The 21,633-nt window shown below is 51.0% G+C and carries 21 protein-coding genes, 2 tRNA genes, 1 pseudogene and 1 other annotated feature; of the genes and pseudogenes, 14 read left to right on the top strand and 10 right to left on the bottom strand.

What is annotated here, in order from left to right; translation table 11 throughout:
• Positions 1-106 precede the first annotated feature (106 nt).
• Positions 107-733, bottom strand: coding sequence for an aldose epimerase family protein (locus KNP06_RS11265; protein WP_353048613.1), 627 nt, complete (start codon positions 731-733; stop codon positions 107-109).
• Positions 734-856 carry a hypothetical protein gene (locus tag KNP06_RS15425; RefSeq protein ID WP_285801371.1) on the bottom strand — a complete coding sequence of 41 codons (123 nt, stop codon included), beginning with the start codon at positions 854-856 and terminating at the stop codon, positions 734-736.
• 171 nt (positions 857-1,027) lie between these two features.
• Here KNP06_RS15425 and KNP06_RS11270 point away from each other — a divergent pair, with 171 nt between their 5' ends.
• Positions 1,028-1,579, top strand: a complete 552-nt coding sequence (locus KNP06_RS11270; RefSeq protein ID WP_138859961.1) for a TlpA family protein disulfide reductase — start codon at positions 1,028-1,030, stop codon at positions 1,577-1,579.
• 45 nt (positions 1,580-1,624) lie between these two features.
• Here the strand turns inward: KNP06_RS11270 and KNP06_RS11275 are convergent, their stop codons facing one another.
• From KNP06_RS11275 to KNP06_RS11290, 4 genes are all read right to left on the bottom strand, one after another.
• Positions 1,625-1,831 (bottom strand): DUF3006 domain-containing protein, encoded by a 207-nt coding sequence (locus KNP06_RS11275; RefSeq protein ID WP_016508383.1) that lies wholly within the window; start codon positions 1,829-1,831, stop codon positions 1,625-1,627.
• Positions 1,832-2,226: 395 nt separating this feature from the next.
• A complete protein-coding gene (locus KNP06_RS11280) occupies positions 2,227-3,027 on the bottom strand; it encodes an MBL fold metallo-hydrolase (RefSeq protein ID WP_214789087.1) in 801 nt (266 codons plus the stop codon).
• Between the two features lie 181 nt (positions 3,028-3,208).
• A tRNA-Gly gene (locus KNP06_RS11285) sits at positions 3,209-3,282 on the bottom strand.
• 16 nt (positions 3,283-3,298) lie between these two features.
• A tRNA-Gly gene (locus KNP06_RS11290) sits at positions 3,299-3,372 on the bottom strand.
• 128 nt (positions 3,373-3,500) lie between these two features.
• Here KNP06_RS11290 and KNP06_RS11295 point away from each other — a divergent pair.
• Genes KNP06_RS11295 through KNP06_RS11305 form a run of 3 tightly spaced genes read left to right on the top strand, consistent with a single transcriptional unit; the run spans position 3,501 to position 4,827 of the window.
• Positions 3,501-3,860: a hypothetical protein gene (locus KNP06_RS11295; RefSeq protein ID WP_214789089.1), complete on the top strand. Its 360-nt coding sequence runs from the start codon at positions 3,501-3,503 to the stop codon at positions 3,858-3,860.
• A 2-nt stretch (positions 3,861-3,862) separates the two neighbouring features.
• Positions 3,863-4,417: a hypothetical protein gene (locus KNP06_RS11300; RefSeq protein ID WP_214789091.1), complete on the top strand. Its 555-nt coding sequence runs from the start codon at positions 3,863-3,865 to the stop codon at positions 4,415-4,417.
• A complete protein-coding gene (locus KNP06_RS11305) occupies positions 4,414-4,827 on the top strand; it encodes a hypothetical protein (RefSeq protein ID WP_214789094.1) in 414 nt (137 codons plus the stop codon). The genes KNP06_RS11300 and KNP06_RS11305 overlap by 4 nt, the downstream gene beginning before the upstream one ends.
• Before the next feature lie 42 nt (positions 4,828-4,869).
• On the opposite strand, the gene KNP06_RS11310 is transcribed toward KNP06_RS11305, so the two are convergent.
• The 4 genes and pseudogenes from KNP06_RS11310 to KNP06_RS11320 form a co-directional block, all read right to left on the bottom strand.
• On the bottom strand, positions 4,870-7,017 hold the full coding sequence (locus tag KNP06_RS11310) for an SH3 domain-containing protein (protein ID WP_251131587.1): 2,148 nt from the start codon (positions 7,015-7,017) through the stop codon (positions 4,870-4,872).
• 90 nt (positions 7,018-7,107) lie between these two features.
• Positions 7,108-7,698, bottom strand: a pseudogene (locus KNP06_RS15490) (SH3 domain-containing protein); the annotation flags it as partial.
• Positions 7,699-7,970: 272 nt separating this feature from the next.
• On the bottom strand, positions 7,971-8,897 hold the full coding sequence (locus KNP06_RS11315) for an alpha/beta fold hydrolase (protein WP_214789100.1): 927 nt from the start codon (positions 8,895-8,897) through the stop codon (positions 7,971-7,973).
• A 19-nt stretch (positions 8,898-8,916) separates the two neighbouring features.
• Positions 8,917-10,602: a formate--tetrahydrofolate ligase gene (locus tag KNP06_RS11320; RefSeq protein ID WP_214789103.1), complete on the bottom strand. Its 1,686-nt coding sequence runs from the start codon at positions 10,600-10,602 to the stop codon at positions 8,917-8,919.
• 242 nt (positions 10,603-10,844) lie between these two features.
• Between KNP06_RS11320 and KNP06_RS11325 the strand changes: the two genes are divergently transcribed.
• The 10 genes from KNP06_RS11325 (at position 10,845) to KNP06_RS11370 (ending at position 21,571) form a co-directional block, all read left to right on the top strand.
• Positions 10,845-11,750 carry a carbohydrate ABC transporter permease gene (locus KNP06_RS11325; RefSeq protein ID WP_034781156.1) on the top strand — a complete coding sequence of 302 codons (906 nt, stop codon included), beginning with the start codon at positions 10,845-10,847 and terminating at the stop codon, positions 11,748-11,750.
• Complete coding sequence (locus KNP06_RS11330; RefSeq protein ID WP_084592978.1) at positions 11,747-12,652, top strand: carbohydrate ABC transporter permease; 906 nt, start codon at positions 11,747-11,749, stop codon at positions 12,650-12,652. Before KNP06_RS11325 ends, KNP06_RS11330 begins: the two co-directional genes overlap by 4 nt.
• Before the next feature lie 106 nt (positions 12,653-12,758).
• Positions 12,759-13,000 (top strand) — a binding site (T-box leader).
• A 66-nt stretch (positions 13,001-13,066) separates the two neighbouring features.
• Positions 13,067-14,050 carry an aspartate--ammonia ligase gene (asnA, locus tag KNP06_RS11335; RefSeq protein WP_214789105.1) on the top strand — a complete coding sequence of 328 codons (984 nt, stop codon included), beginning with the start codon at positions 13,067-13,069 and terminating at the stop codon, positions 14,048-14,050.
• A 182-nt stretch (positions 14,051-14,232) separates the two neighbouring features.
• The gene (locus KNP06_RS11340) at positions 14,233-15,528 is read left to right on the top strand and encodes an ABC transporter substrate-binding protein (RefSeq protein WP_034781154.1); all 1,296 of its coding nucleotides are present in this window, start codon (positions 14,233-14,235) and stop codon (positions 15,526-15,528) included.
• A gap of 147 nt (positions 15,529-15,675) precedes the next feature.
• Positions 15,676-16,863 carry a right-handed parallel beta-helix repeat-containing protein gene (locus tag KNP06_RS11345; protein WP_214712862.1) on the top strand — a complete coding sequence of 396 codons (1,188 nt, stop codon included), beginning with the start codon at positions 15,676-15,678 and terminating at the stop codon, positions 16,861-16,863.
• Positions 16,850-17,395, top strand: coding sequence for a nitrous oxide reductase accessory protein NosL (locus KNP06_RS11350; protein WP_214712860.1), 546 nt, complete (start codon positions 16,850-16,852; stop codon positions 17,393-17,395). The genes KNP06_RS11345 and KNP06_RS11350 overlap by 14 nt, the downstream gene beginning before the upstream one ends.
• Complete coding sequence (locus tag KNP06_RS11355) at positions 17,396-18,199, top strand: ABC transporter permease (RefSeq protein ID WP_251131588.1); 804 nt, start codon at positions 17,396-17,398, stop codon at positions 18,197-18,199.
• The gene (locus KNP06_RS11360; protein ID WP_214712855.1) at positions 18,186-18,905 is read left to right on the top strand and encodes an ABC transporter ATP-binding protein; all 720 of its coding nucleotides are present in this window, start codon (positions 18,186-18,188) and stop codon (positions 18,903-18,905) included. Before KNP06_RS11355 ends, KNP06_RS11360 begins: the two co-directional genes overlap by 14 nt.
• 63 nt (positions 18,906-18,968) lie before the next feature.
• A complete protein-coding gene (locus tag KNP06_RS11365; protein WP_214712853.1) occupies positions 18,969-20,429 on the top strand; it encodes an MDR family MFS transporter in 1,461 nt (486 codons plus the stop codon).
• A 35-nt stretch (positions 20,430-20,464) separates the two neighbouring features.
• Entirely contained in the window at positions 20,465-21,571 is a 1,107-nt protein-coding gene (locus KNP06_RS11370) for a PQQ-dependent sugar dehydrogenase (protein WP_251129780.1), read from the top strand.
• Positions 21,572-21,633: the final 62 nt, after the last annotated feature.

Below are 21,633 nucleotides of genomic sequence, written 5' to 3' on the forward strand. Positions count from 1 at the left end.
AAAAGATGACTCCCGTACAGTACAGGAATCATCTCCTTGAATCAGCATAAGTTTTTTTATTAATGTCCTTTACAAGGGGTACAGATTACATCGGTCAGCTCGTTTTTTATTCGGTATAGAGCGTGTAAGTCGCCTCGAACGACTCACCAGGGTCAAGCAATTGCATATCTTCTTTATGGCGGATGTCCTTCCGATGACCTTTGTAGTCAGCGTGTCCGAACCAAGGTTCGAGACAGACGAACGGGGCGTCGGAGTGTGGAGGCGACCAGATGCCGAAATGGGTGAAGTGAGGGGATTCCATGACGATGGCCCGACCGCTCGGTTGATGTCGAAGCGCTGCGTACTCGATTTGTTCAAAGATGAGGGCATCTTGGTCGAACAAGTGATGAGTCAGCGGGATGTAACGGCGTTCCCCGAGAGGTTGATAGGCACCCGTCAAGTAAGGTCCTTCGAGCAATAGACGGTCGAGTGTTCGCGTCTCCCCAAAGTCAATCGTATAGTCTTCAAACGTCCCCTCGGCAAATGGGATATTAAAGGCCGGGTGCCCGACGATGCTGAACGGGAGGACGGTATCATCTCGGTTGACGACACGATACGTCACGCTCAACTCTTCGCCGATGAGACGATAGATGACATTCAGTTCGAATGAAAATGGATAGTGTTTGCGCGTCTCGACAGAATCGCGCAGGATAAAGCGGACGTGTGTGTCTGTTGCCTCGGCGACCTCGAACAGTTAGTCGCGCGCAAATCCGTGTTGGCTCATCGTGTACGTCATTCCGTCATATAAGTAACGGTCGTCGAGCAGGCGTCCGACGAACGGAAAAAGGGTCGGGGCGGCCCCAATACGTTGGGTCACCTTGCCAGAGGAGCTCCGTCCCGTCGACGTTCCAACTGGTCATTTCGGCACCGTGTGCTTTTAGTGTGACGCTAACTTTCTCGTTGTAAAGTTGCAAGATAGTTACTCTCCTTTGAATGATATGATAAGTTAAGTTTAGGAGTGAACAGTACACAGGACAAGGGGTAAATCATGCGATTTCATAAACTAGCGATTGGATTGATCATGGCTGGCCTCGTGGCCGGTTTAGGCTATAAAGGATATGACGAGTTTAATAGTCAGGCGAAGGAACCGGCGGTCAGCATCGCCACGGACGATAGCGTACTTGGCGGTCTCGAGGTCGGTCAACGCGCGCCGGCCCTTGAACTGGAGACGGTCGAAGGGGAACGCCTATCGCTCGCCGATTACAATGGACAGCCGGTTGTAGTGAACTTCTGGGCGACGTGGTGTCCTCCGTGCCGTGAAGAACTACCTGAACTGATTAAATTTAGCGATGAGACGGGCGTCCCTGTGCTAGGCGTGAACATCACGAATAATGAACGTCGCGGCCGACGAGATGTCGATGCATTTTTAGAAGAAGTGCCGCTCAGTTTCCCGGTCCTGTTAGACGAAGACGGCGAGGCTGTAAAAACGTATCGCATTGTGGCCATGCCGACGACCTATGTCATCGGATCAGACGGTGTGATCACCGCCAAACAAGTCGGACCGGTCGATTTCGATTGGTTGCGAGACAAAACAAAGTAAATGAACGGACAAAGACAGACTGGGAGTGAACCGGTCTGTCTTTGTCTACTTTTTATAATGTTGTTTGATGAGCGCATCAAAATTCGGTGTCATGTCTTCCTCGAGATAATAGTGATGATTGTCTCGAATGATTGTATCGCCAACACGTGCTTCTGATGGCAAGAATCGTCTTGGGATGAAACTCGAGCCGTTGTTCCAACGTAACACGGCATACTTCCCTTCGACCCGCACCAATGTGCCGTACTTAATCATGCCTCTTCCTCCTCAACGAACAGCTTTCTGTCTCTTTATTCTTATAGAGTGTATTCCCACATTCCATAAAAGCTACACATATTTGCGCAAGGCTGGACAAGCAAATGGGAACTCAAAGAGGTGATAAAATTGTGAAGAAAGTTAGAAGAAAACGCTTTCTTTTTTGTTTGTTTTCTTCTATAATGAAGGCACGGGGTGATTTTGACGAATTTGTGAACAATGGGGGTATGGTCAATGTTTTCATCAGCTATGATTGGATTGCTCGCCTTAACCGGCGTGACCATTTATGGGATTGACCGTATGTTCACGGTCCGTTCAGAGCGCATCACAAAAAAATAGGTCTACATAATAGGGGGGATCGCAACGTCTTGGGGAGACGTTGCGATTTTTTTGTGTCAATAATCTTGCTGCCGTGACTCGCGATCTTTCGCTTTTTGTTCGACGTGCTTACGGTTCCGTTCATGGACGCGTTGGAAAAAGGCGTGCTCGGGCCAATGGGGAGACCAAACGCGTTCTTCTGGCAAGGCGAGGATATATTCTTCGGCGGCGCTCAGTCGCTCCATCATTTTGCTACGGTCGTCACACAAGTCACCGTGGCCAGGAATGAGCCACCGAATCTCATACTCGTAAATGGCAGCTTGAAGTTTCTGCAACGACGTCAAATACGCCTCGGCATCGTGTTCGATGAACGGGGGCTCGATATTGGAGGCATAATCGCCACATACGAGCAGACGTAACGGCTCGACGATTAAAGACATGTGGGTCGACTCGTGTCCTGGCGTCAATAAAAACGTGATGGGGGTAGAGCCGAGTGCGAGCGTCCCGTCCTCGGAGATCATGATGTCGACGGCCGGTTTGACGATGGGGCGATCGATATAATACTGCTCATAAAACGACTGGATCTCGTCTAACTGCGAGCGCGCATCCGTCTCGACGAACGCCTGAGATGCGATGACGGTCGCATCGGGAAACGCATAGGCACCGATAATATGGTCGTAATGCTGGTGCGTATAGATGACATACAGCTTTTTGCCTTGTCGACGCAGTTCGACGTCTCGGCGGGTGGTGGCAATCTCTTCAGGCAGCCAGTTCGGATCGATGACGATTAAGCTCTCATTCGTCTCAATCAACGTCGAAGTCGTTCGCATGAGTGCACTTTCGTAAACAGTGAACGGGTAAAGACGTACTTGAATCACGGGAATCCCTCCTTCTTGTCTTCCATCCTTTTCCCGAATCGTCATCATTTAAGCGTCGCCGGTATGACTGCTATTATCGTAAAAAACAAAAAAAAGCAGAACGTCGAATGACGTCCTGCTTCATGCACGGTGTACCGTGCGGTTATGTGTGCGAGCAAATTCTCGCGTATATGTCGGTAATTGGAGCGGGTGAAGAGAATCGAACTCTCGTCATCAGCTTGGAAGGCTGAGGTTTTACCATTAAACTACACCCGCATATGAAATTTTAAAATGGAGCGGGTGAAGAGAATCGAACTCTCGTCATCAGCTTGGAAGGCTGAGGTTTTACCATTAAACTACACCCGCGAAACGCTTAACGTTACGGTAATATAATAGCACAAGATTTTAGCTTTGCAAACCCTTTTTTGAAAAAACATTGGTTGTTGCGGCTAGGTCGTCTTGCTAAGATAATAGGAGAGAGGAGTGGATGGGGCATGAGTGAGCGTAAATCCTATTTACAGATGATGAGCGAGGGCTTTCGGATGATGAAAGAAGTCAAACAAATTAATCATGAGACGAAGCTGCGCCAATGGACATTCTCAATCAGCCGTGAGGCGAATTGGCATGTGATTCTCCGGACAGAGCGCTTGAAATGGGTCAGTCCGGCGACCGATCAGTTCATCATTGAACCGTTATTCGTCCAAATCGGGACGTTACAGCTCACGCGTCATCTCGAAACGAACGAAGTACGTTTGACTATCGATGAAGAATGGGGAATTGAAAGTAAGGTCGTCTGTGACGACCAGGAGTGGGAACGATTCGTCGCGTCGCTCAAACAATTGAAGGGGGAGTAGTCGTGAGTCGAGAAAGGCTATATCGGATTGAAGCGGAAGCTCGGGGCAGTGCCTGGCGAGCCCGTGTATTGACCGGCATCCAACGATTCCGCTTTTTTAAAGGGGAATTGCTCGCACCGACTGAACGTCCTTACGTCGTCTTGAGTATCTTTCAAGACAAGCAGGCGCTTCCCGATTTGATTGAGACGGATATGGGCGTTTTGCTCATCCACGAACGGATTAGCCCGATTTTTATGAACTTATGCCCATACGATATTCAACTCGTTCGCGTCGAGTTACACACGAGCACCGGGAAAACGGATCAATACTGTGCACTCAATGTGTTACGCCGCTTTGAGATTGAACATCTCGAGGACTCTGGTGAGTATCGTCCACTAGACCCGGACCGGCTCTACTTTTTATCACGACAAACCGTGAGATTGAATTTATTCGGGCATATGATTGCCCAAGATCGAAACAGCCAACGCCTTTACGTGACGGAGCGTCTCAAATATGCGCTTCAAGCAAAAATGGTGACTGGACTAGCATTCAAGAAGACGAAGGAGCAAACAGCATGAAGGAATACGAGATTGACGGATGGATCCGTCTATCCTACCCAGAACACTTTGAATATAACGAAGAAGAAGACCACGTCAGTTTTTACTCGGTCGAGGCAGACGCACAAGGGACGCTTCAAATGTCCATCTATGAAGCGGAGGAAGCGCAAGCCCCGAGTGACGCCGCGCTTCAAGAGTTGAACACGTTCTTAGGCGAGTTCCCGATCGACGTCAAAGTCGCCCCAAGCGTCACGTCGGAGGCCGGTGGTATGACGACGGCCTATGCGAGCGGAATTGAAGACGGCATGCATCTCGACGTCTGGTCACTCACAGACGGGAAACGACTTTTATTTTTGACGTACGTCGCCGATGAAGTGACGAATGAAAAAGTAGAGATTGAAGCAATCGTCGACTCAATCGAATGGACATAACAAGAGACACGCGCCATCGTCGGCTGCGTGTCTCTTTGTGTCTCACTGGAATTTTGGAACGTCGAAGTAAAGTGTGTAGGATTCGAGATCTTGATACATGTTGTAGATGTTAGTGGTCTGCTTAGTCGCCCAAGCGATATCTGAGGCGTATTGATTCGTTCCTGGATTGCTTGGGTTGAACCGCATCTTATAGAGCGTGTTTTGTTTGAGATCCAGGTCGTTGATATATTTATCTCCGATAAATTTAGCGCCGCCGATGATGGCGGATTCCGGTGTGAACCAACCTTCTTTATAAGCGCGTTCAGCACCTTTGACATGGGCGTTCCCATCAATCGCACCGATGCCGTACATGTTGTAGACGGTTTTCGGTGTGACGGCCTTGCCGTCGACGCTTGAGACGAGTATCCCGGTGGCGAGGGCGGACGTCCCGTGCCCGGTTTCAAGCAATGCGTGCGACAACAGGTAAATCTCGTTGACGTTGTGCGTGCGAGAGGCGTCGATGAACGCTTGACCGCGTCCTTCTAAAATCCCTTTACCGACGAGTGACTTGTTCAAGACAGGCGCCGTCAAATCGGCTCCCTTCGACAAATCGAGGAACTGGAAATATTCCCGTGATGTCGTGGCGAACGAAGATGGTGACACGTGACGTGTGATCTCTTCGTTTGTCGCCCGGCGCCAAGAGCGATCATACACACGAATATCATAACCGCTTGGGCGATAATAAGTGATTGTGTAGTACTGGTCCGTCTCCCCTGTGATGGCGACTTCTTCACCCGGATTGATGACTCCGAATGAATGGGAAGTCATCGAGGCGTCCTTCAAGACGTTGGTGCTTCCAACGGCATAGATGGCGTTCATATAACCGGTATATACGCCGTATTTTACTTTATACCAAGTTTTCGAGCCGACCTTTTGTGTCCCCAAGTACTCAAGTTTGGTGTTGGTTGATACGCTCGTCACGTTTGTAGACGTTGACGATGCGGTCGCCTTCAAATATTGGAATCGAGTCGCGAACAGTTCGGTTGCTGAGACTTTTCCCGCCGGTGCGGTCGCGGTCGCCAAGACATAACCAGTAAGCGAACCATACTTAACTTTATACCATGTTACGGTCCCGACCTGCTGAGCACCGAGGTATGCGAGTTTCGCATGGTTTGGTAACGTGGCAAGCGTCGCGGCAGATGACGAAGCTGTCGATTTCAAGTATTGAAGTTTCGTCGTGAACAGTTCGCCCGTCTTACTCTTTGTAATCAATGATTTATGCACATATGCGTTCGTGTCCCGATAAGCATCCGATTGAGAGAATACATTGCGTTGCTTTGTCACCATCGATGCGAGCGTATATGGGTAGGCCGTCTCGGTGATGACCATTTCTTTACTGCCGGCGACAGGCGGTGTGTACGGTTTCGTATACGTGAGAGAGATATATCCTTTTACGAGCGAACCGTTAAGGAGGTACGAGATGAGTCCCCAGTCGCTGCCGACGATTGGTTTCACTTTGACGACTGTCCCGTTAGTTAGATGACCGATGACAGTTCCGTCTAATGGCTTGTTACGAACTCTTAATGTGTCATTGTTCGCGACTACGACTTGGACTTCCCGCTCGGTTCCGTATTGTTCTGTTACAGGAGGCGTTAACGCAAAGTTGCGAGATGCGACATAGCCTGTCTGATTCGCATAGCGAACTTTATACCACGACTTGTTTGTTCCATAGGTCTCAAGATGTTCGACTTTTGCCCCTGATGGAATTGTTTGAATCACTTTACTCGATGTCCATCTTGATGTATACATCAAGGCCTCTTGTTGAGCAAAATACGGAGTGATTGTTGCCACGACTTTTGTCTCAGCGAGATCTCGTTTCGGAATGTATCCGGTAATTGATCCTACAGACACTTTAATCCATGATCCCAAATCAGATAGTTGTTTAACCTCTGTATTCAGTGGGAGTTGTTTTAAGACAGTGCCAGCCGTCCATTTGGTTTTATAGACCGCAGTGTTGCGTTGTGTGTAAAGTGAAATCGTATTTTGCTTCTCAATCGACTGCAAGCTACGGTTTGGAATATATCCTGTCAACTTGTTATACGTGATTTTTGCCCAAGATCCAGTCGCTCCATGTAAGGAAATTAATGTGACGTGTGCCCCTGAAGGAATGCTTGTAAGTGTCTTTGCACTGCTGTATGTTCCTTGCTTCAAGCTAACAGCCTCTTTTGTCGTATGAGTTGATGACGAAGAAGGCGTAGAAGGAGTAGAACCGGAAGAAACTTTAGTGAAGTATGTCGCTGCGACATACCCGGTTTTTCCATTGTATTTAATCTTCATCCATGATCCTGACGCACCATGTGAAGAAATATAACTGACAATGCTTCCTTTTGGCACACTCCCAATAATCGAAGCTGTTGTCGAAGTACCTGAACGTAAATTAACCGTTGCTGTTGCTGCATAATTCACAGAGGTCGATTGCTGAACGACAGTAGAGGAATCTTTAATTGTAAAGTAACGTGCCGCTACATATCCGGTTTTTCCCTTGTAAGACACTTTTAACCATGAACCAGTAGCACCGTAGGATGCCAAATAAGTGACGGTTGACCCTTTAGGAATGGTCGTGATGATAGATGATGAAGTCGTCCGAGAAACTCTTACATTCACGTTTTCTTGAGCAATATATTCTTTAGATGGTTGAGCCGTCTCTTGATTAGAAGCCGATTTTAAAGACAGATAACTGGCAGAGACGTATCGCTTTTGGCCATTGAAGTCAATTTGAGCCCAATTATTGCTTGTTGAGTAGACAGTGACGACACTGCCCTTTGTAAGTTTTCCTACAATCGGTGAGGCTGTAGATGTTGAGGAGCGAACATTCAAAATTGACGTATTCACTGTTCCTTCGTACGTTGCTGCGTATGATTGAGTCGGCGCTTGTGTAATAAATAATGTACTAGAAAGCAGTACGGCTGTACTCAATCTTGTGATCGTTGGTTTCAATGTCTTACCCCTTTCGGTGAATACAAACTTGTGAATTAGTATTCGTATATGGCTTTGCGGTCTAAGTATATCTTATTTGAAAATTGGAAAGAAGGAGTGGAATTACAAAAAAGGTAAATGAATTAGAATGGATATGTATTATTTTGTAAATTAAAAAGAACCTCCATTTAATAGGAGGTTCTTTTTGTGATTTGTACGGTTTGACCCATCCAATCGCCGATATCGGTCCACACGTCTTGTCGTTGTCGTTCACGCAAAATCTCATGTCTGGCATTGTCATAGGTGAGAACGGTCAACTCGATATCGGCAACTTGGTGTTTATGAACGATTCCCGTGAGTCCTTCACCGTCATGGACGACTGGATCGTCGGCCCCGACAACGAACAACATCGGTAACGTTTTCGGATGTTCGTGGATTCGAGCGGTAGACGTCACATCGAGCGATGCGCGCGCTACTTCGTGCAAGTAACCGAGCGTCGGAATTCCGCCGCAATTCGGGTCATTTAAATAGGCGGATACTTCTTCAGGAACACTTGAAATCCAATCGCTCTCGGTCGTGGCCGGTAAGAATTTCAAGTTATACCGTCCAAATAGTAAGCGTTCGAAAAAGCGAGAGTTATAGTTGCTCCCTTTGAACCGGATGGCAAAATCGATCGCATACAGTCCGATCCGCCCGATCCATCCCGAATGTGGAGGCGGAGACACGGCGATGACGCCAGCCAGGCGATGACCTAACCGTTGCCCGAGGCGACGGGCGAGCAGTGAGCCGAAACTATGGCCGAGGACGACGGTCGGCAACTCGTCTTGATAGTGATCGAGGAGTGAGATAGCGTCATCAACCATTTGATCAAATCCTTCATGTGGAGACAAGTGGGCGTAAGTGGACTGATCCCGTGCCAAAGAACCGGCACCGCGGAGATCGCATAGGAATACGTTAAAACCAATTTCTGACAAAAAATCAGCGAATTCGACATATCGTCGGTGATGCTCGAGCATACCGTGAAAGATGAAGCAATTTCCAATTGGTTGTGAGGTGGGAATGTGTAGCACATGCGTCCGATACCCGTCCGCATACGTATGTTCCGTGACGTCCATCTGTATCCCTCCGTGTCGTTTAAAATAATCCGATCGCTTTACCGGTCTCGTCGATTCCCATATTCAAGGCGGCCGGTTGCTTGGGCAGACCCGGCATCGTCAAGACGTTTCCGGTCAAGGCGACGAGAAAGCCAGCGCCGACCGACGGTTTCAACTCTCTTACGGTCACAGTGAACCCGTGCTGGTAACCGAGTTTCGTCGGGTCGTCTGACAGCGAGACCGGTGTCTTTGCCATACAAATCGGTAAGTGTTGCCAGCCGTTCGCTTCGATTTGAGCCATTTGTTTTTTTGCGGTCGCGGTGAACGTGACGTCGGCCGCCCCATACACTTCACGGGCGATCGTCAAGATTTTTTGTTCGATTGAATCGGTCAACGCATAGAGCGGGGTGAATGCACTCTCATTCGACTCAATCGTCTCGATGACGGCCTCGGCGAGCGCGCGTCCGCCTTGGCCTCCGTTTGACCACACTTCACTGAGCGCGACACGTATGTGGTTCGCTTCACACCAGTCGAGGACGGCCGCCAACTCTTCGGTCGTGTCTGAATTGAATCGGTTGAGGGCGACGACGGTCGGCAAGCCAAGTTTCCCCATCGTCTCGACATGTTTGGCGAGAAGTTTTAATCCGTTCCCGACGGCTCCGACGTTCTCGACGTGGAGTTGGTCTTTGGCGACGCCGCCATGCATTTTCAAGGCACGGACTGTCGCCACGAGGACGACAGCGTCCGGATTTAATTTACCGATGCGTGACTTGATGTGACAGAACTTCTCGGCACCGAGGTCGGCTCCGAATCCCGCTTCGGTGACGACGTATTCACCGAGCTTGAGCGCAGTTTTTGTCGCAATCAACGAGTTGCAGCCGTGAGCGATGTTGGCGAACGGACCACCATGAACAAGCGCGGGCGTCTGTTCGAGTGTTTGCACCAAGTTCGGCTTGAACGCTTCTTTCAACAACAGTGTCGCGGCACCAGCCGCCCCGATTTGTTCGGCCGTGATCGGTTCGTTGTCTTGATCGTAGGCGACGACGATACGCTTGATGCGTGCCTCGAGGTCGGTCAACGAATCGGCGAGGCAGAGGATGGCCATGATTTCAGACGCCACGGTGATGTCAAATCCGTCTTCACGCGGTACCCCGTGGGCACTGCCGCCGAGTCCGATCGTCACGTGACGAAGTGCACGGTCATTCAAGTCGAGGACACGTTTCCAGACGATTTTACGGACGTCGATCCCGAGGTCATTCCCTTGATGAAGATGATTATCGAGCATGGCGCTGATCGTGTTATGAGCTGCGGTGATCGCATGCATGTCACCTGTGAAGTGAAGGTTGATGTCTTCCATCGGCAACACTTGGCTGAAACCGCCGCCGGCCGCACCGCCTTTTAAGCCCATCGTCGGACCGAGTGATGGTTCACGTAGACAAACGATTGCTTGTTTATCGAGTTGATTCAACGCCTGTCCAAGTCCGACGGTCACGGTCGACTTTCCTTCGCCGGCTGGAGTCGGATTGATCGCCGTGACGAGGATGAGTTTCCCGTCTTCTCGAGTCGCCATCCGATCGATGACATCGAATGATAACTTGGCTTTATATTTCCCGTATAGATCGAGGTCATCTTCTTGTAAACCGAGTTTTTCCGCAATCTCTTTGACAGGTAGCATCTCGGCTTGTTGGGCAATTGTTAGGTCGGATAACGGTTTAATCGTCGTCATGTATAAAATCCCTCCGCTTTCGAACATTATAACCTATTTAGTACATTTCATTCGTGAATCGACCCGGAATCAAGGTTTAATCTTTCGTTAGGGAAGACTCGTTCGTGTTGTCATTGAGTTTATCATAACCCATCGCTTCGTAGAATTCACCCATTGAGTGCAATATATTCCACCCTTTCCGTCAAATGTATCCGTTTTCATTTTTGGTCCAGGAAGGTAAGTTGATAGTGGAGGCGATGAACATGACAGAAACACCGAAACGAATCAAACGGAGACGAAATTGGAAGAAGCCGGCGAGTTTTATCGCATTCGTTGGTCCGGCCTTTTTGGCATTTGTGGCAATCGTGCTTATTCCATTTTTCAACGGGATTTATTACAGTTTCACAGATTGGAACGGTGTGACGGGGCAATTGAATATGGTCGGACTGGACAACTACCATCGGATTTTATTTGAAGATGAACAGTTCCGCGCTTCGTTCTGGATTACGACGAAATATACGCTCGTGGCCGTGGTGCTGACGAATATCGTCGGCTTCCTATTGGCTTTACTATTGACGATGAATATTAAGACGCGCAATATTCTGCGCACCGTCTTTTTCATGCCAAACTTGATTGGCGGGCTTATTCTCGGGTTCATTTGGCAGTTTATCTATGTGAAGGGCTTTGAATCAATTGGTGCATTGACCGGGTGGAGTCTGTTCGAACTGCCGTGGCTAGGTGACGCTCAGACGGCGTTCTGGGGCATCGTCATCGTCGCCATTTGGCAAGGTGGGGGCTATGTCATGGTCATTTACATTGCGGCGCTTCAAAATGTGCCGACAGATTTACTTGAAGCGGCTAAAATCGACGGGGCAAACCGGTTGAAGATGCTTCGTCATATCACCCTCCCCATGATCATGCCGTCGATCACGATTTGTCTGTTCTTGACCATCTCATGGTCGTTCAAAGTATTCGATACGAACTTATCACTGACGAACGGCGGGCCGTTCAAATCGACGGAGATGCTCGCTTTGAACATCTATACCGAATCGTTTGTGAATAATAACTACGGACTCGGCTCGGCGAAAGCAGTCATCTTCTTCCTCGTCGTCGCGGCGATTACCGTCACGCAAGTGTACTTGACGAAAAAGCGGGAGGTGGAGGCATGACGACGGAAAAAATTGAACGCATCGAAGCGAATATCGATCAGGCACCACGACAATTGTTGCCGCAAAAGCCGTTGCGGACGGGCGGATATACGGCGGGGCTCGGTCTCGTCGAGTTGGTGGCGATTTTACTCGGGCTCTTGTACCTCGTCCCGTTCTATTACGTCATCGTCAACTCGTTCAAATCAATCGCCGAGATTTACACGAATACGTCTGCCTTGCCGAACGTTTGGCTCGCCTCGAACTATTCAGAGGCATGGGAGGCGATGAACTACGGACGCGTCTTCTTGAACTCGCTCCTCATCACGGCCGGCGCGAACCTACTGATCGTGTTGTTCACATCGATGGCGGCCTGGAAGCTCGTCCGGACGAAACATTGGATTTCGACGGTCATCTTCTTCTTGTTCGTCGCGGCGATGGTCATCCCGTTCCAGTCAATCATGATTCCGCTCGTGAAAGTATCGAGCGTACTCGGGCTGTTAAATAGCCATTGGGGACTGATGGTCATGTATCTCGGGTTTGGGTCAGGCATCTCCGTGTTCTTATATCACGGGTTTATGAAGTCGATTCCGGAAGAAATCGAAGAAGCAGCCATCATTGACGGTTGCTCGACGTGGGGCGTCTTTTGGCGCATCGTGTTCCCGCTTTTAAAACCGATCACGGTGACAATCGTCATCTTGAACAGCCTTTGGATTTGGAACGACTTTCTGTTACCTTCACTTGTCCTCCGAGACATCGAACTGCGGACGATTCCGCTCGCGACGTTCTATTTCTTCGGACAATATACAAAACAATGGGATTTGGCACTCGCAGGTTTAGTCCTTGGGATCGTTCCGCTCCTCGTCTTTTTCTTCGGTATGCAAAAGCATATTATCAAAGGGATTACGAGCGGCTCGATCAAATAACCCTTCCCAAGGGATCTCCCCCGTCCGCTACACGGGGGAGAATTTTTTTTGAAAAAAGCTGTTGACATTTGTCGGAATATTTATAATAATTGGGTCAATTCAATTGTGAACGACATTGAAAGGACGAGTACACAGAAGACGTAAGCAAAGCGAGCCGGGGAAGGTGAGAGCCCGGACTGAAATCTCTGTCGAAGAACCTCCTGGAGTCGCTACCCGAACGCTTTGCAAGTAGACGTAGCCGGACTGTTCCCCGTTATCGGAACTACGAGATGTTCGTCTCGAAAAAGTGAGTAGATTCGTCTACTAATTTGGGTGGCACCGCGGAGCTTGAAGCCTTCCGTCCCATAGTCCATGGGATTGGAGGGCTTTTTTCTATTGCTCCATCCCGAAATCCCACAATTGGAGGAAGAAAACATGACAACAACAGCAATGAGCAAGATGAAAGCGAAACAACAGGCGATTACAGTAGTGAAGGCGACATTCGAAGACAAGTTCAGCACGGCGCTCGGACTCACACAAGTTCAGGCCCCACTGTTCGTCACATCGGCGAGCGGTGTCAACGACCACTTGAACGGTGTCGAACGCATCATCCAGTTCGATACGCAGTATCCGGGACACGAACTCGAAATCGTTCAGTCGCTCGCGAAGTGGAAACGTGAAGCGCTCGGCCGTTATGGATTCGAAGTCGGTGAAGGGTTGTACACACAGATGCGCGCCATCCGTCGGGATGAAGAACTCGACGCGACACACTCACTCCACGTCGATCAATGGGACTGGGAACGTGTCATCGCTCGGGAACACCGGACGACGGAGTACTTGAAGGCGACGGTCGAAACGATTTACGCGGCACTCCGCGAGACGGAACAGACGGTCGAAACGATGTACGGGATTGAGGCGATCTTGCCAGAGTCGATTCATTTCTTGACGAGCCAAGAGCTCGAAGACCTTTACCCGACGCTCACGCCAAAAGAACGTGAGCACGCGATTTGTAAAGCGTACGGTGCGGTCTTCCTCTCGCAAATCGGCGGCGCACTCGCCTCGGGCGATAAGCATGACGGTCGTGCGGCCGACTATGATGACTGGTCACTCAACGGCGACATCCTCGTCTGGCACCCGGAACTCGAATCGGCGTTCGAATTGTCGTCGATGGGGATCCGTGTCGACGAGACGGTACTCGCTGAGCAGTTGGCTACAGCCGGTGCCGAAGAGAAACGGAAGTACCCGTTCCACCAAGCCGTCCTCGAAGGACGCCTCCCGCTTACCATCGGAGGGGGCATCGGGCAATCCCGTGTCGCCATGTACTTGCTTCGTGCCCGCCATATCGGCGAAGTCCAATCTTCGGTTTGGCCGAGTGAGATGATCACCGCGTGTGAAGAAACCGGAATCAGCCTGTTGTAATTATATAGAAGAAACTAAAACCAGGACTTTCTTTTTCAATAAGAAAGTCCTGGTTTTCTGTGCAACATTTTCCACCCTACACGTCAATTTTGACACCTACATAATGGAAGCGTTTTCATCTAAAGTTAGGGTGTACCGATTGGAATCATGATTGTCGACTCTATACTTAGGGAGGAAGCGAAATGAAACGTAAATGGAGATTATCGACCGCCGTGATGACGGCTGGGATGGTATTGACTCTTGCGGCCTGTGGCGGCGGGTCGCTTACGGAAGATGAAGGATCGAACGATGCGAACGCGGATAGCGGGGACAAACAAGACGTCACGTTGAACGTCTTCCAGTTCAAGGCGGAAATCGCCAAAGACCTCGAGGCGATGGCGAAAGAATACGAAGAAGAGACGGGCGTCAAAGTGACCGTCCAAACGGTCGGAGGCGGAGCTGACTATGGGGCAGCGCTCAAGTCCCAGTTCGCGTCAGGCAATGAACCGGACATCTTCAATAACGGCGGGTTCACCGAAGCACAAACGTGGAAAGACAAGTTGGAAGACTTGTCGGACGAGAAATGGGTCGGTGACTTGACCGAAGTGGCCAAAGAACCGATGACGATGGATGACAAACTGTACGGGATGCCGATGAACTTGGAAGGCTATGGTTTCATCTATAATAAAGAGCTGTTCGATAAGGCGGGCATCAGCGAACTGCCGAAGACGTTGTCTGAGTTGACGGATGCGGCTGAGAAGTTGGATAAAGCAGGCATCACGCCGTTCTCGGTCGGTTATGCCGAATTCTGGATTCTCGGTATCCATTTGCTCAACATTCCGATGGCGCAGCAAGACGATCCGGATGCGTTTATCCAGGCGCTGAACGAGAATAAAGGAAAATTCGAGGACAACGAGCAATTCCAACAGTTCTTGAAACTGTTCGACCTCACGATCAAATATGGAAATAAAAATCCACTTACGACGGACTATAACACGCAAGTCACTCAGTTCGCTCAAGGTGAGACGGCGATGCTTCAACAAGGGAACTGGGCGCAACAGATGATTCTTGACGTGAACCCGGACATCGAGATGGGCTTCGTGCCAATTCCGATCAATGATGACAAAGAGAAGATGGACCGCCTCCCGGTCGGTGTCCCGAACAACTGGGTCGTCAACAAAAACTCCGAGTATAAGGAAGAAGCGAAGGATTTCCTCGAATGGATGGCGACGTCTGATACGGGTAAAGATTACATGGTCAACAAGTTCAAATTTATCCCAGCGTTCAAATCGATTGAAGCGAACGACCTTGGACCACTTGCAGACGATATCTTGGCCTATTCAAACGAAGGCAAGACGATCTCGTGGAACTGGTTCAAGTATCCGGATGGTGCGGTCAACGAGTATGGCGCACTGATGCAAGCATACGTTGGCGGTCAAAAGACAGGCGACGAGATGCTTCAAGACTTCACGAAAGTATGGGCCGATAAGGCGAAATGATAGCAACACAAGCGGCGAAATGACCCCTTCGCCACTTGTGTTTTTTTTATGAAAAAACTGTCACATGAATCCCATAAAAATGACACACATACCCCCCTGGGTTTTCGTACAATATGTTCTGTAAGCGATTGATCAAGAGGAGGGGTTATGAAACGACTAAGCGGGTTACTCGCGTTATGGTTCTTCTCACCGATCACTGTTCAAGCGAACGAGGAACCGGTGTCGCTCGAAGAACCGATTGTGATTCAATCGAACGAAACGTTTAACGGTGAAGGAAAGCGATTCAGTAGTTGTGAACATCCTGCGTTTCAACTCGAAGGGACCGGGGCCGTGCTCGAGAACGTCGAGATCGAACAGTGCGAACGGACGACCGTACCCGCGGTGCTCGTCGTGGGACTCGGCCATCAAGTCATCGACGTTACGATTGAGGCGACCGGGACCGGGATCGCCGTCGAGAACAGTTACGGGGTCAGGTTGATTCGACCGAACGTGACAGGGAAGGGTGAGGAGGAAGGAATCTCGATCGAGGATAGCGAGGCGACAGTCATCAAAGGAGCCATCGTCGACCACGTCCGTGACGGCATTTATATTGAAAACGGGACCGGACACGAGTTGACCCGGCCGCTCGTCACGAACTCACGATACGGCGTTCATCTTATGTTCCCGACGGACGTCTCGATTGTGTCCCCGAATCTGCACAACAATGAAACTGGCGCGATGGTGATGGGGACCGAGCGCGTCCGTATCGAGAATGGACAAATCTATGATCAAGTCGGTGCGACAGGAATGGGACTCATGCTGTTCGAAGCGGTTGAAACGAGCGTCCGTGCCAATGCGATTTATGGGAACCGCGTCGGCATTTATACCGAAAAATCGGAATGGACGACAATCCATGATAACGGTGTGAACGGAAATGATATCGGCCTAAGGATGAAACGGGCCAACGGGATGACGTTGACCGGGAACGATGTGACGAACAATCGCTATCCCGTCGTATCATTTGAAGCGGCCGATAACGTGATTGTCGGTAACGAATGGGGCGGGCAGACACTCGATTTGACCCAGGACGGGCAGAGCGAGATCCCGTATCGGGCCGACCCGTATTTGTTTTTGCTCGCTGATTCGTATGAAGCGTTTGAATTGCTGTACGGGGCTCCAGGGTTGACCGTACTCGAGCGTATCCTCAGGAGCCCCGATGAGGTCACGCTCACCGATGTTTCGCCGCGGGCGACGACGTTCGAGTTAAAGTGGCAGGGAACGGTTGGGGCAACCGTGTTAAGTGGATTATTGATTTTATTATGGCGATTTGGGAGGAAACAAGATGATTACTTATAAGAAGATGGCAGGATTACTTACCGTATCAGGATTGACGCTCGCATTGGGTGCGTGTTCAAGCGCGGCGGCGGAACCGTTTGACATCGAATGGGGCGAGACCGAATGCGAGGTATGTAACATGAAAATCATGGACGAACAGTTCGCTGCCGAGGCGATCATGGACAACGGAAAAGGCTATGCGTTCGATGACATCGGTTGTTTGATGCGGGACTGGTATCCGGAACAGACAGAAGAAGACATCGCAGCTATGTACGTCAAAGACTACAACACGAAAGAATGGGTCGACCTTGAAGAAGGAACATTCGTCTACGATAAGACGTCGAAGACACCGATGGCTTACAATATTGTCTCGTTTGCGAAGGAAGCGGATGCTGAGGCATACGTGGACGAGAACGGCGGCATGGTCATGGACCTCGACGACTTGAAAGACCATTCATGGGAGCGCGGGGAAATGAAACAGCATAAAAAGATGAACGCAGATGATGACAGCAAGATGAGTGAGAATGATTCCTCAGAAGGCCACGGACAGTAAATGATGTTGTGGCGGATCGAGTGGTCGCGCACGTTACGTCAAAAAGAGAGTTACGTCTTCCTGTTCACCTGGATGGTGACGCTCGTGCTGCTTGGCGGTCTCGGACAAGCGCTACCGGTGGCGACCGCCTACACGAACGTCAACGCGACATTACTCACCATCATCGGACTCGTCTTACCGTTTTTCGTCATGTTGACGACGGCGCTCCAGTGGGGAGGGGAGCGGGAATCGAAACGTTTGCGCCTCTTGACGACGTACCCGCTATCGATGTTTCGCCTCGTCTGGATGCGTTACACCGCATTTCTCGCGACGCAGGCTTTAATTGTCACGCTCGCTTATGCGCTCTCGTCATTCTTCGTATCGATGCCTCTCAAGACGTGGGTCGTCCTTTGGGCATATTCGCTCGGGCTCATCGCGTATGGGGCGGCGTTCGGGACATTCGTTGGCGTCATCGGTCGAAATCGGCTTCAAGCCGTCCTCATGTCTTTCCTCGTTTGGACGGTCTTGATTTTGTTATGGCCGACGGTGCTCGTCAGTGTCATTGCATGGATACCATACGGTGTTCAGGCGGAAGCGATGGTCGGCGCCTTGTTTTTGAACGGATTTGAGTTGTTGCGCGTCTGGGTGAGCGCAGTATTGGCGGCCCCCGATTTGTTCGGGGCCATCTATGAGACGTTTATTGGGTGGCTCGACGGCCCGGTCGGTACGGCTGTCGTCGGTGCGACGATCATCGGGGTCATTCTCAGTATGTTGGGCGCGGCGGCGTGGTGGTTACGACGGGAGGGTCGACATGATTCAACTTAATCAAGTGGGAAAACGATACGGCGAGTCATGGGCGCTCCATCCGCTTGACGGTGGGATTGACTCAGGCCAGGTCGTCGCTTTATGCGGCAGTAACGGGGCTGGGAAGTCGACGCTGTTGAATCTTATGAACGGCACGATTCCCCCAAGCGTCGGGAGCGTGTCCTTGAACGGTCGAACGATCGATGACGGGAAGGCGTACCATCGGACGTTTGGATACATGCCAGACGACTTTGCGTTCGATCCGTCTTGGACCGTCGGTGAGACGTACGCCTATTACACATTATGGCAAGGCGTGAAACCAGATTTAGCGCTGTTGGAGCGCGTCGGTCTCGATGGATTGAGAAACCGAGCCGTCGGGAAGTTGTCGAAAGGGATGCGTCAACGTCTCCTACTGGCGCAGGCGCTCGTGACGAAACCTGACATCTTGCTCCTCGATGAACCGACGAACGGACTCGATCCGACTTGGATGCGTCTGCTCGGTGGCTTGTTGCGGGAAGAAGCTGAGCGTGGTGCGACGATCGTCTGCTCGACACACCAGCTTGATGTGGCAGCGATGCTCGCTGATGAAGTATGGATGCTCAAGGACGGTCGGCTTGCAGGTCGCGTCCTCGTCACGGACGAAGCGGCGGCTTATGCTGAAATCAAACGTTTCTTTTTCGAATCGGAAGTTGAGGCTTGTCAAACCGGCGCGGCTCGCACAAAATAATAGACAGTTGAAGTGGTGCTCGGAACCTTCCGGCACCACTATTTTATTGGGGAGATGAAACAAATGAGAAAGAATGTTACGGTCGCGCTGTTGTTGGCGACTTTTTTAGCGGCGATTGAAGGGACGGTCGTCTCCGTCGCAACGCCGGTCATCGCGAGCGAATTGAATGGGGCTGCCCTCGTGAGCTGGGTGTTTGCCGCCTTCTTGCTGTTCACGGCGGTATCGACACCAATCTATGGGAAGGTGGCCGATTTGTTCGGCCGAAAGCGTGTCCTGTTATTTGGAATCGGGCTGTTCACGCTCGCCTCACTTCTTTGCGGACTTGCCACATCGATGGAACAACTGATTGTCTTCCGGGCGCTTCAAGGGCTCGGCGCCGGTGCGGTATTACCGATCTCGATGACGATTATCGGCGATTTGTATAAATACGAAGAGCGCGGCAAGATTCAAGGGATTTTGAGCGCGGTGTGGGGCGTATCGGGCGTTCTCGGTCCGGTCATCGGCGGGTTCTTGGTCGAGACGTTGTCTTGGCGTTACGTCTTCTTATTGAACGTACCGTTCGCACTTTTATCGTTCATCATGATCGTCACGTTCTATAAAGAGACCGTGACCGAGACGACGGAACGGATTGACGTCAAAGGAGCGTTGTTGTTCGCGTTCGGTACGACGGCGTTCTTGTATGGGCTGATCACGTTCAGCGAGACGAACGTCTGGACGGCCTCGGTCGTCGCCAGTGCCGTCTTCAGCGTCATCTTGCTCACCAGTTTCTTCTTATCGGAACGACGGGCGAAGACACCGTTGTTGCCACTCGAATTATTGAAACAACCAATCATCGCGTCGATCAATGGGGCCGTCTTCTTCGCGGCGTGGGTCCTCGTGTCAATGTCGGCCTATATCCCGATTTGGGCACAGGCCGTCCTTGGGAAATCAGCGACCGAAGCCGGATTCATGCTCATGCCACTCTCGGTCGCTTGGACATTCACGTCGATTATCGGCGGCCGGACGCTTGGGGCGGCGTCACCACGCCGCCGAGCCGTCACGGGAATGAGCCTGCTCTTGATTGGGACGATCATTTTGACGCTCATGAACCCGGCGAGCGCGGACGCGTGGGTCTATCTCGCTGTTGCCATCATCGGCGTCGGGTTCGGATTGTCGCAACCGATGTTCATCGTCGTCTTGCAGACCGTCGTATCTTACCGGCAACGCGGGACCGCGACGGCCGCGAACTCATTTTTGAGTACCGTCGGTCAGACGCTCGGTGTTGCCGTGTTCGGTGCAGTATTCAACTTTATCGTGCTCAGCGGCTTCCGTGACGAGGCGGGCTTGAGCGACGTATCACTCGAATCGTTCTTTAATCGAAGCGTCACCGAGACGTTAAATACGACGGTCCGGCTCCAAGGCGAGCAACTCATCGCCACGGGATTGAACACGGTCTTCATCGGTGCGGCACTTGCCGCATTCATCGCACTGTTGATTGCGCTGCGTTTACCGGTTAGCCCACCCGAATCTTCACGCGATAACTAACGACACGGTATGATGGTGAAAAGGAGGCGATCATGTTGAGACGATGGATGTTCATTTTGTCGCTCGTATTTGTTGCCGGTTGTGCCTCGGAATCGACCGAGGCGCCGGAACCTGAAAAGGCACCAGTCGAAGAGTCGACCGAAGAAGCACCGTCTGACACGGCACCTGATCCGGAACCAACTGAGCCAGAAGACGACGTGTCGACTGGTGCGACGGAATCGATTGTTGAACAGTTAGAGGCACCGTGGTCAATCGCAGAAACCGATGACGGATGGCTCATCTCGGAACGCGGCGGCACGATTGCCGTCATCGATGCGGACGGGAATCTCGACCGACAACCGGTCGTCCTCGAAGAAGATGTGCTCGAAATCGGTGAGGGCGGTTTACTCGGCCTGGCCTTGACGACAGATTTCACGACATCCCGACAAGTGTACGCCTATCATACGTACGGGACACCTGGGGACGTACGAAACCGGGTCGTCGAATTGACGTGGGACGGGGAGCGCTTTGAAGAGACGGCTGTCGTGCTCGATGAGATCCCAGGCGCCCAGTTCCACAACGGCGGACGGTTGTTGCTCGATGGTGACGTGCTTTGGGTCACGACCGGAGATGCGCTCGTGCCGGAACTGGCTCAAGACGAGACATCGATTGCCGGAAAAGTGTTACGGGTGCCATTATCCGGAGCGGGCAATCCGACCGATTGGATTTATTCGTCCGGACACCGCAATCCTCAAGGTTTGACGAAAATCGAGGATACGTTCTATGCGAGTGAACATGGGGCGTCCGGTCACGATGAAGTGAATATCATCGAAGAGGGTAACAACTACGGCTGGCCGCTCATCGAGGCAGACCAAGAACGAGATGGGCTCGAGACACCATGGTTCGAGGTCGGGGAGACGTCGTGGGCACCGTCGGGCATTGTTGCCGACGACCGTTACGTGTATATGGCGACGCTGCGCGGGAATCGCCTCGTTGCCATCGACCGGGAATCACGTGAGGTCATCCCGCTCGTCGAGGATAAAGGTCGCATCCGTGACGTCTGGTTGGAAGACGACGGACTTTACTACATCACAAACAATACGGACGGACGTGGCAACCCTGGAAGTGGGGACGACCAGCTGTATCGCCTCACGATCGAATAGAAACTGACATACGTGTCAGTTTCTATTTTTTGTTGAATACATCCATTTATCCGGTATAATGG

It is taken from the genome of Exiguobacterium sp. s21 (genome assembly GCF_018617975.1).
Classification (GTDB): domain Bacteria; phylum Bacillota; class Bacilli; order Exiguobacteriales; family Exiguobacteriaceae; genus Exiguobacterium; species Exiguobacterium mexicanum_A.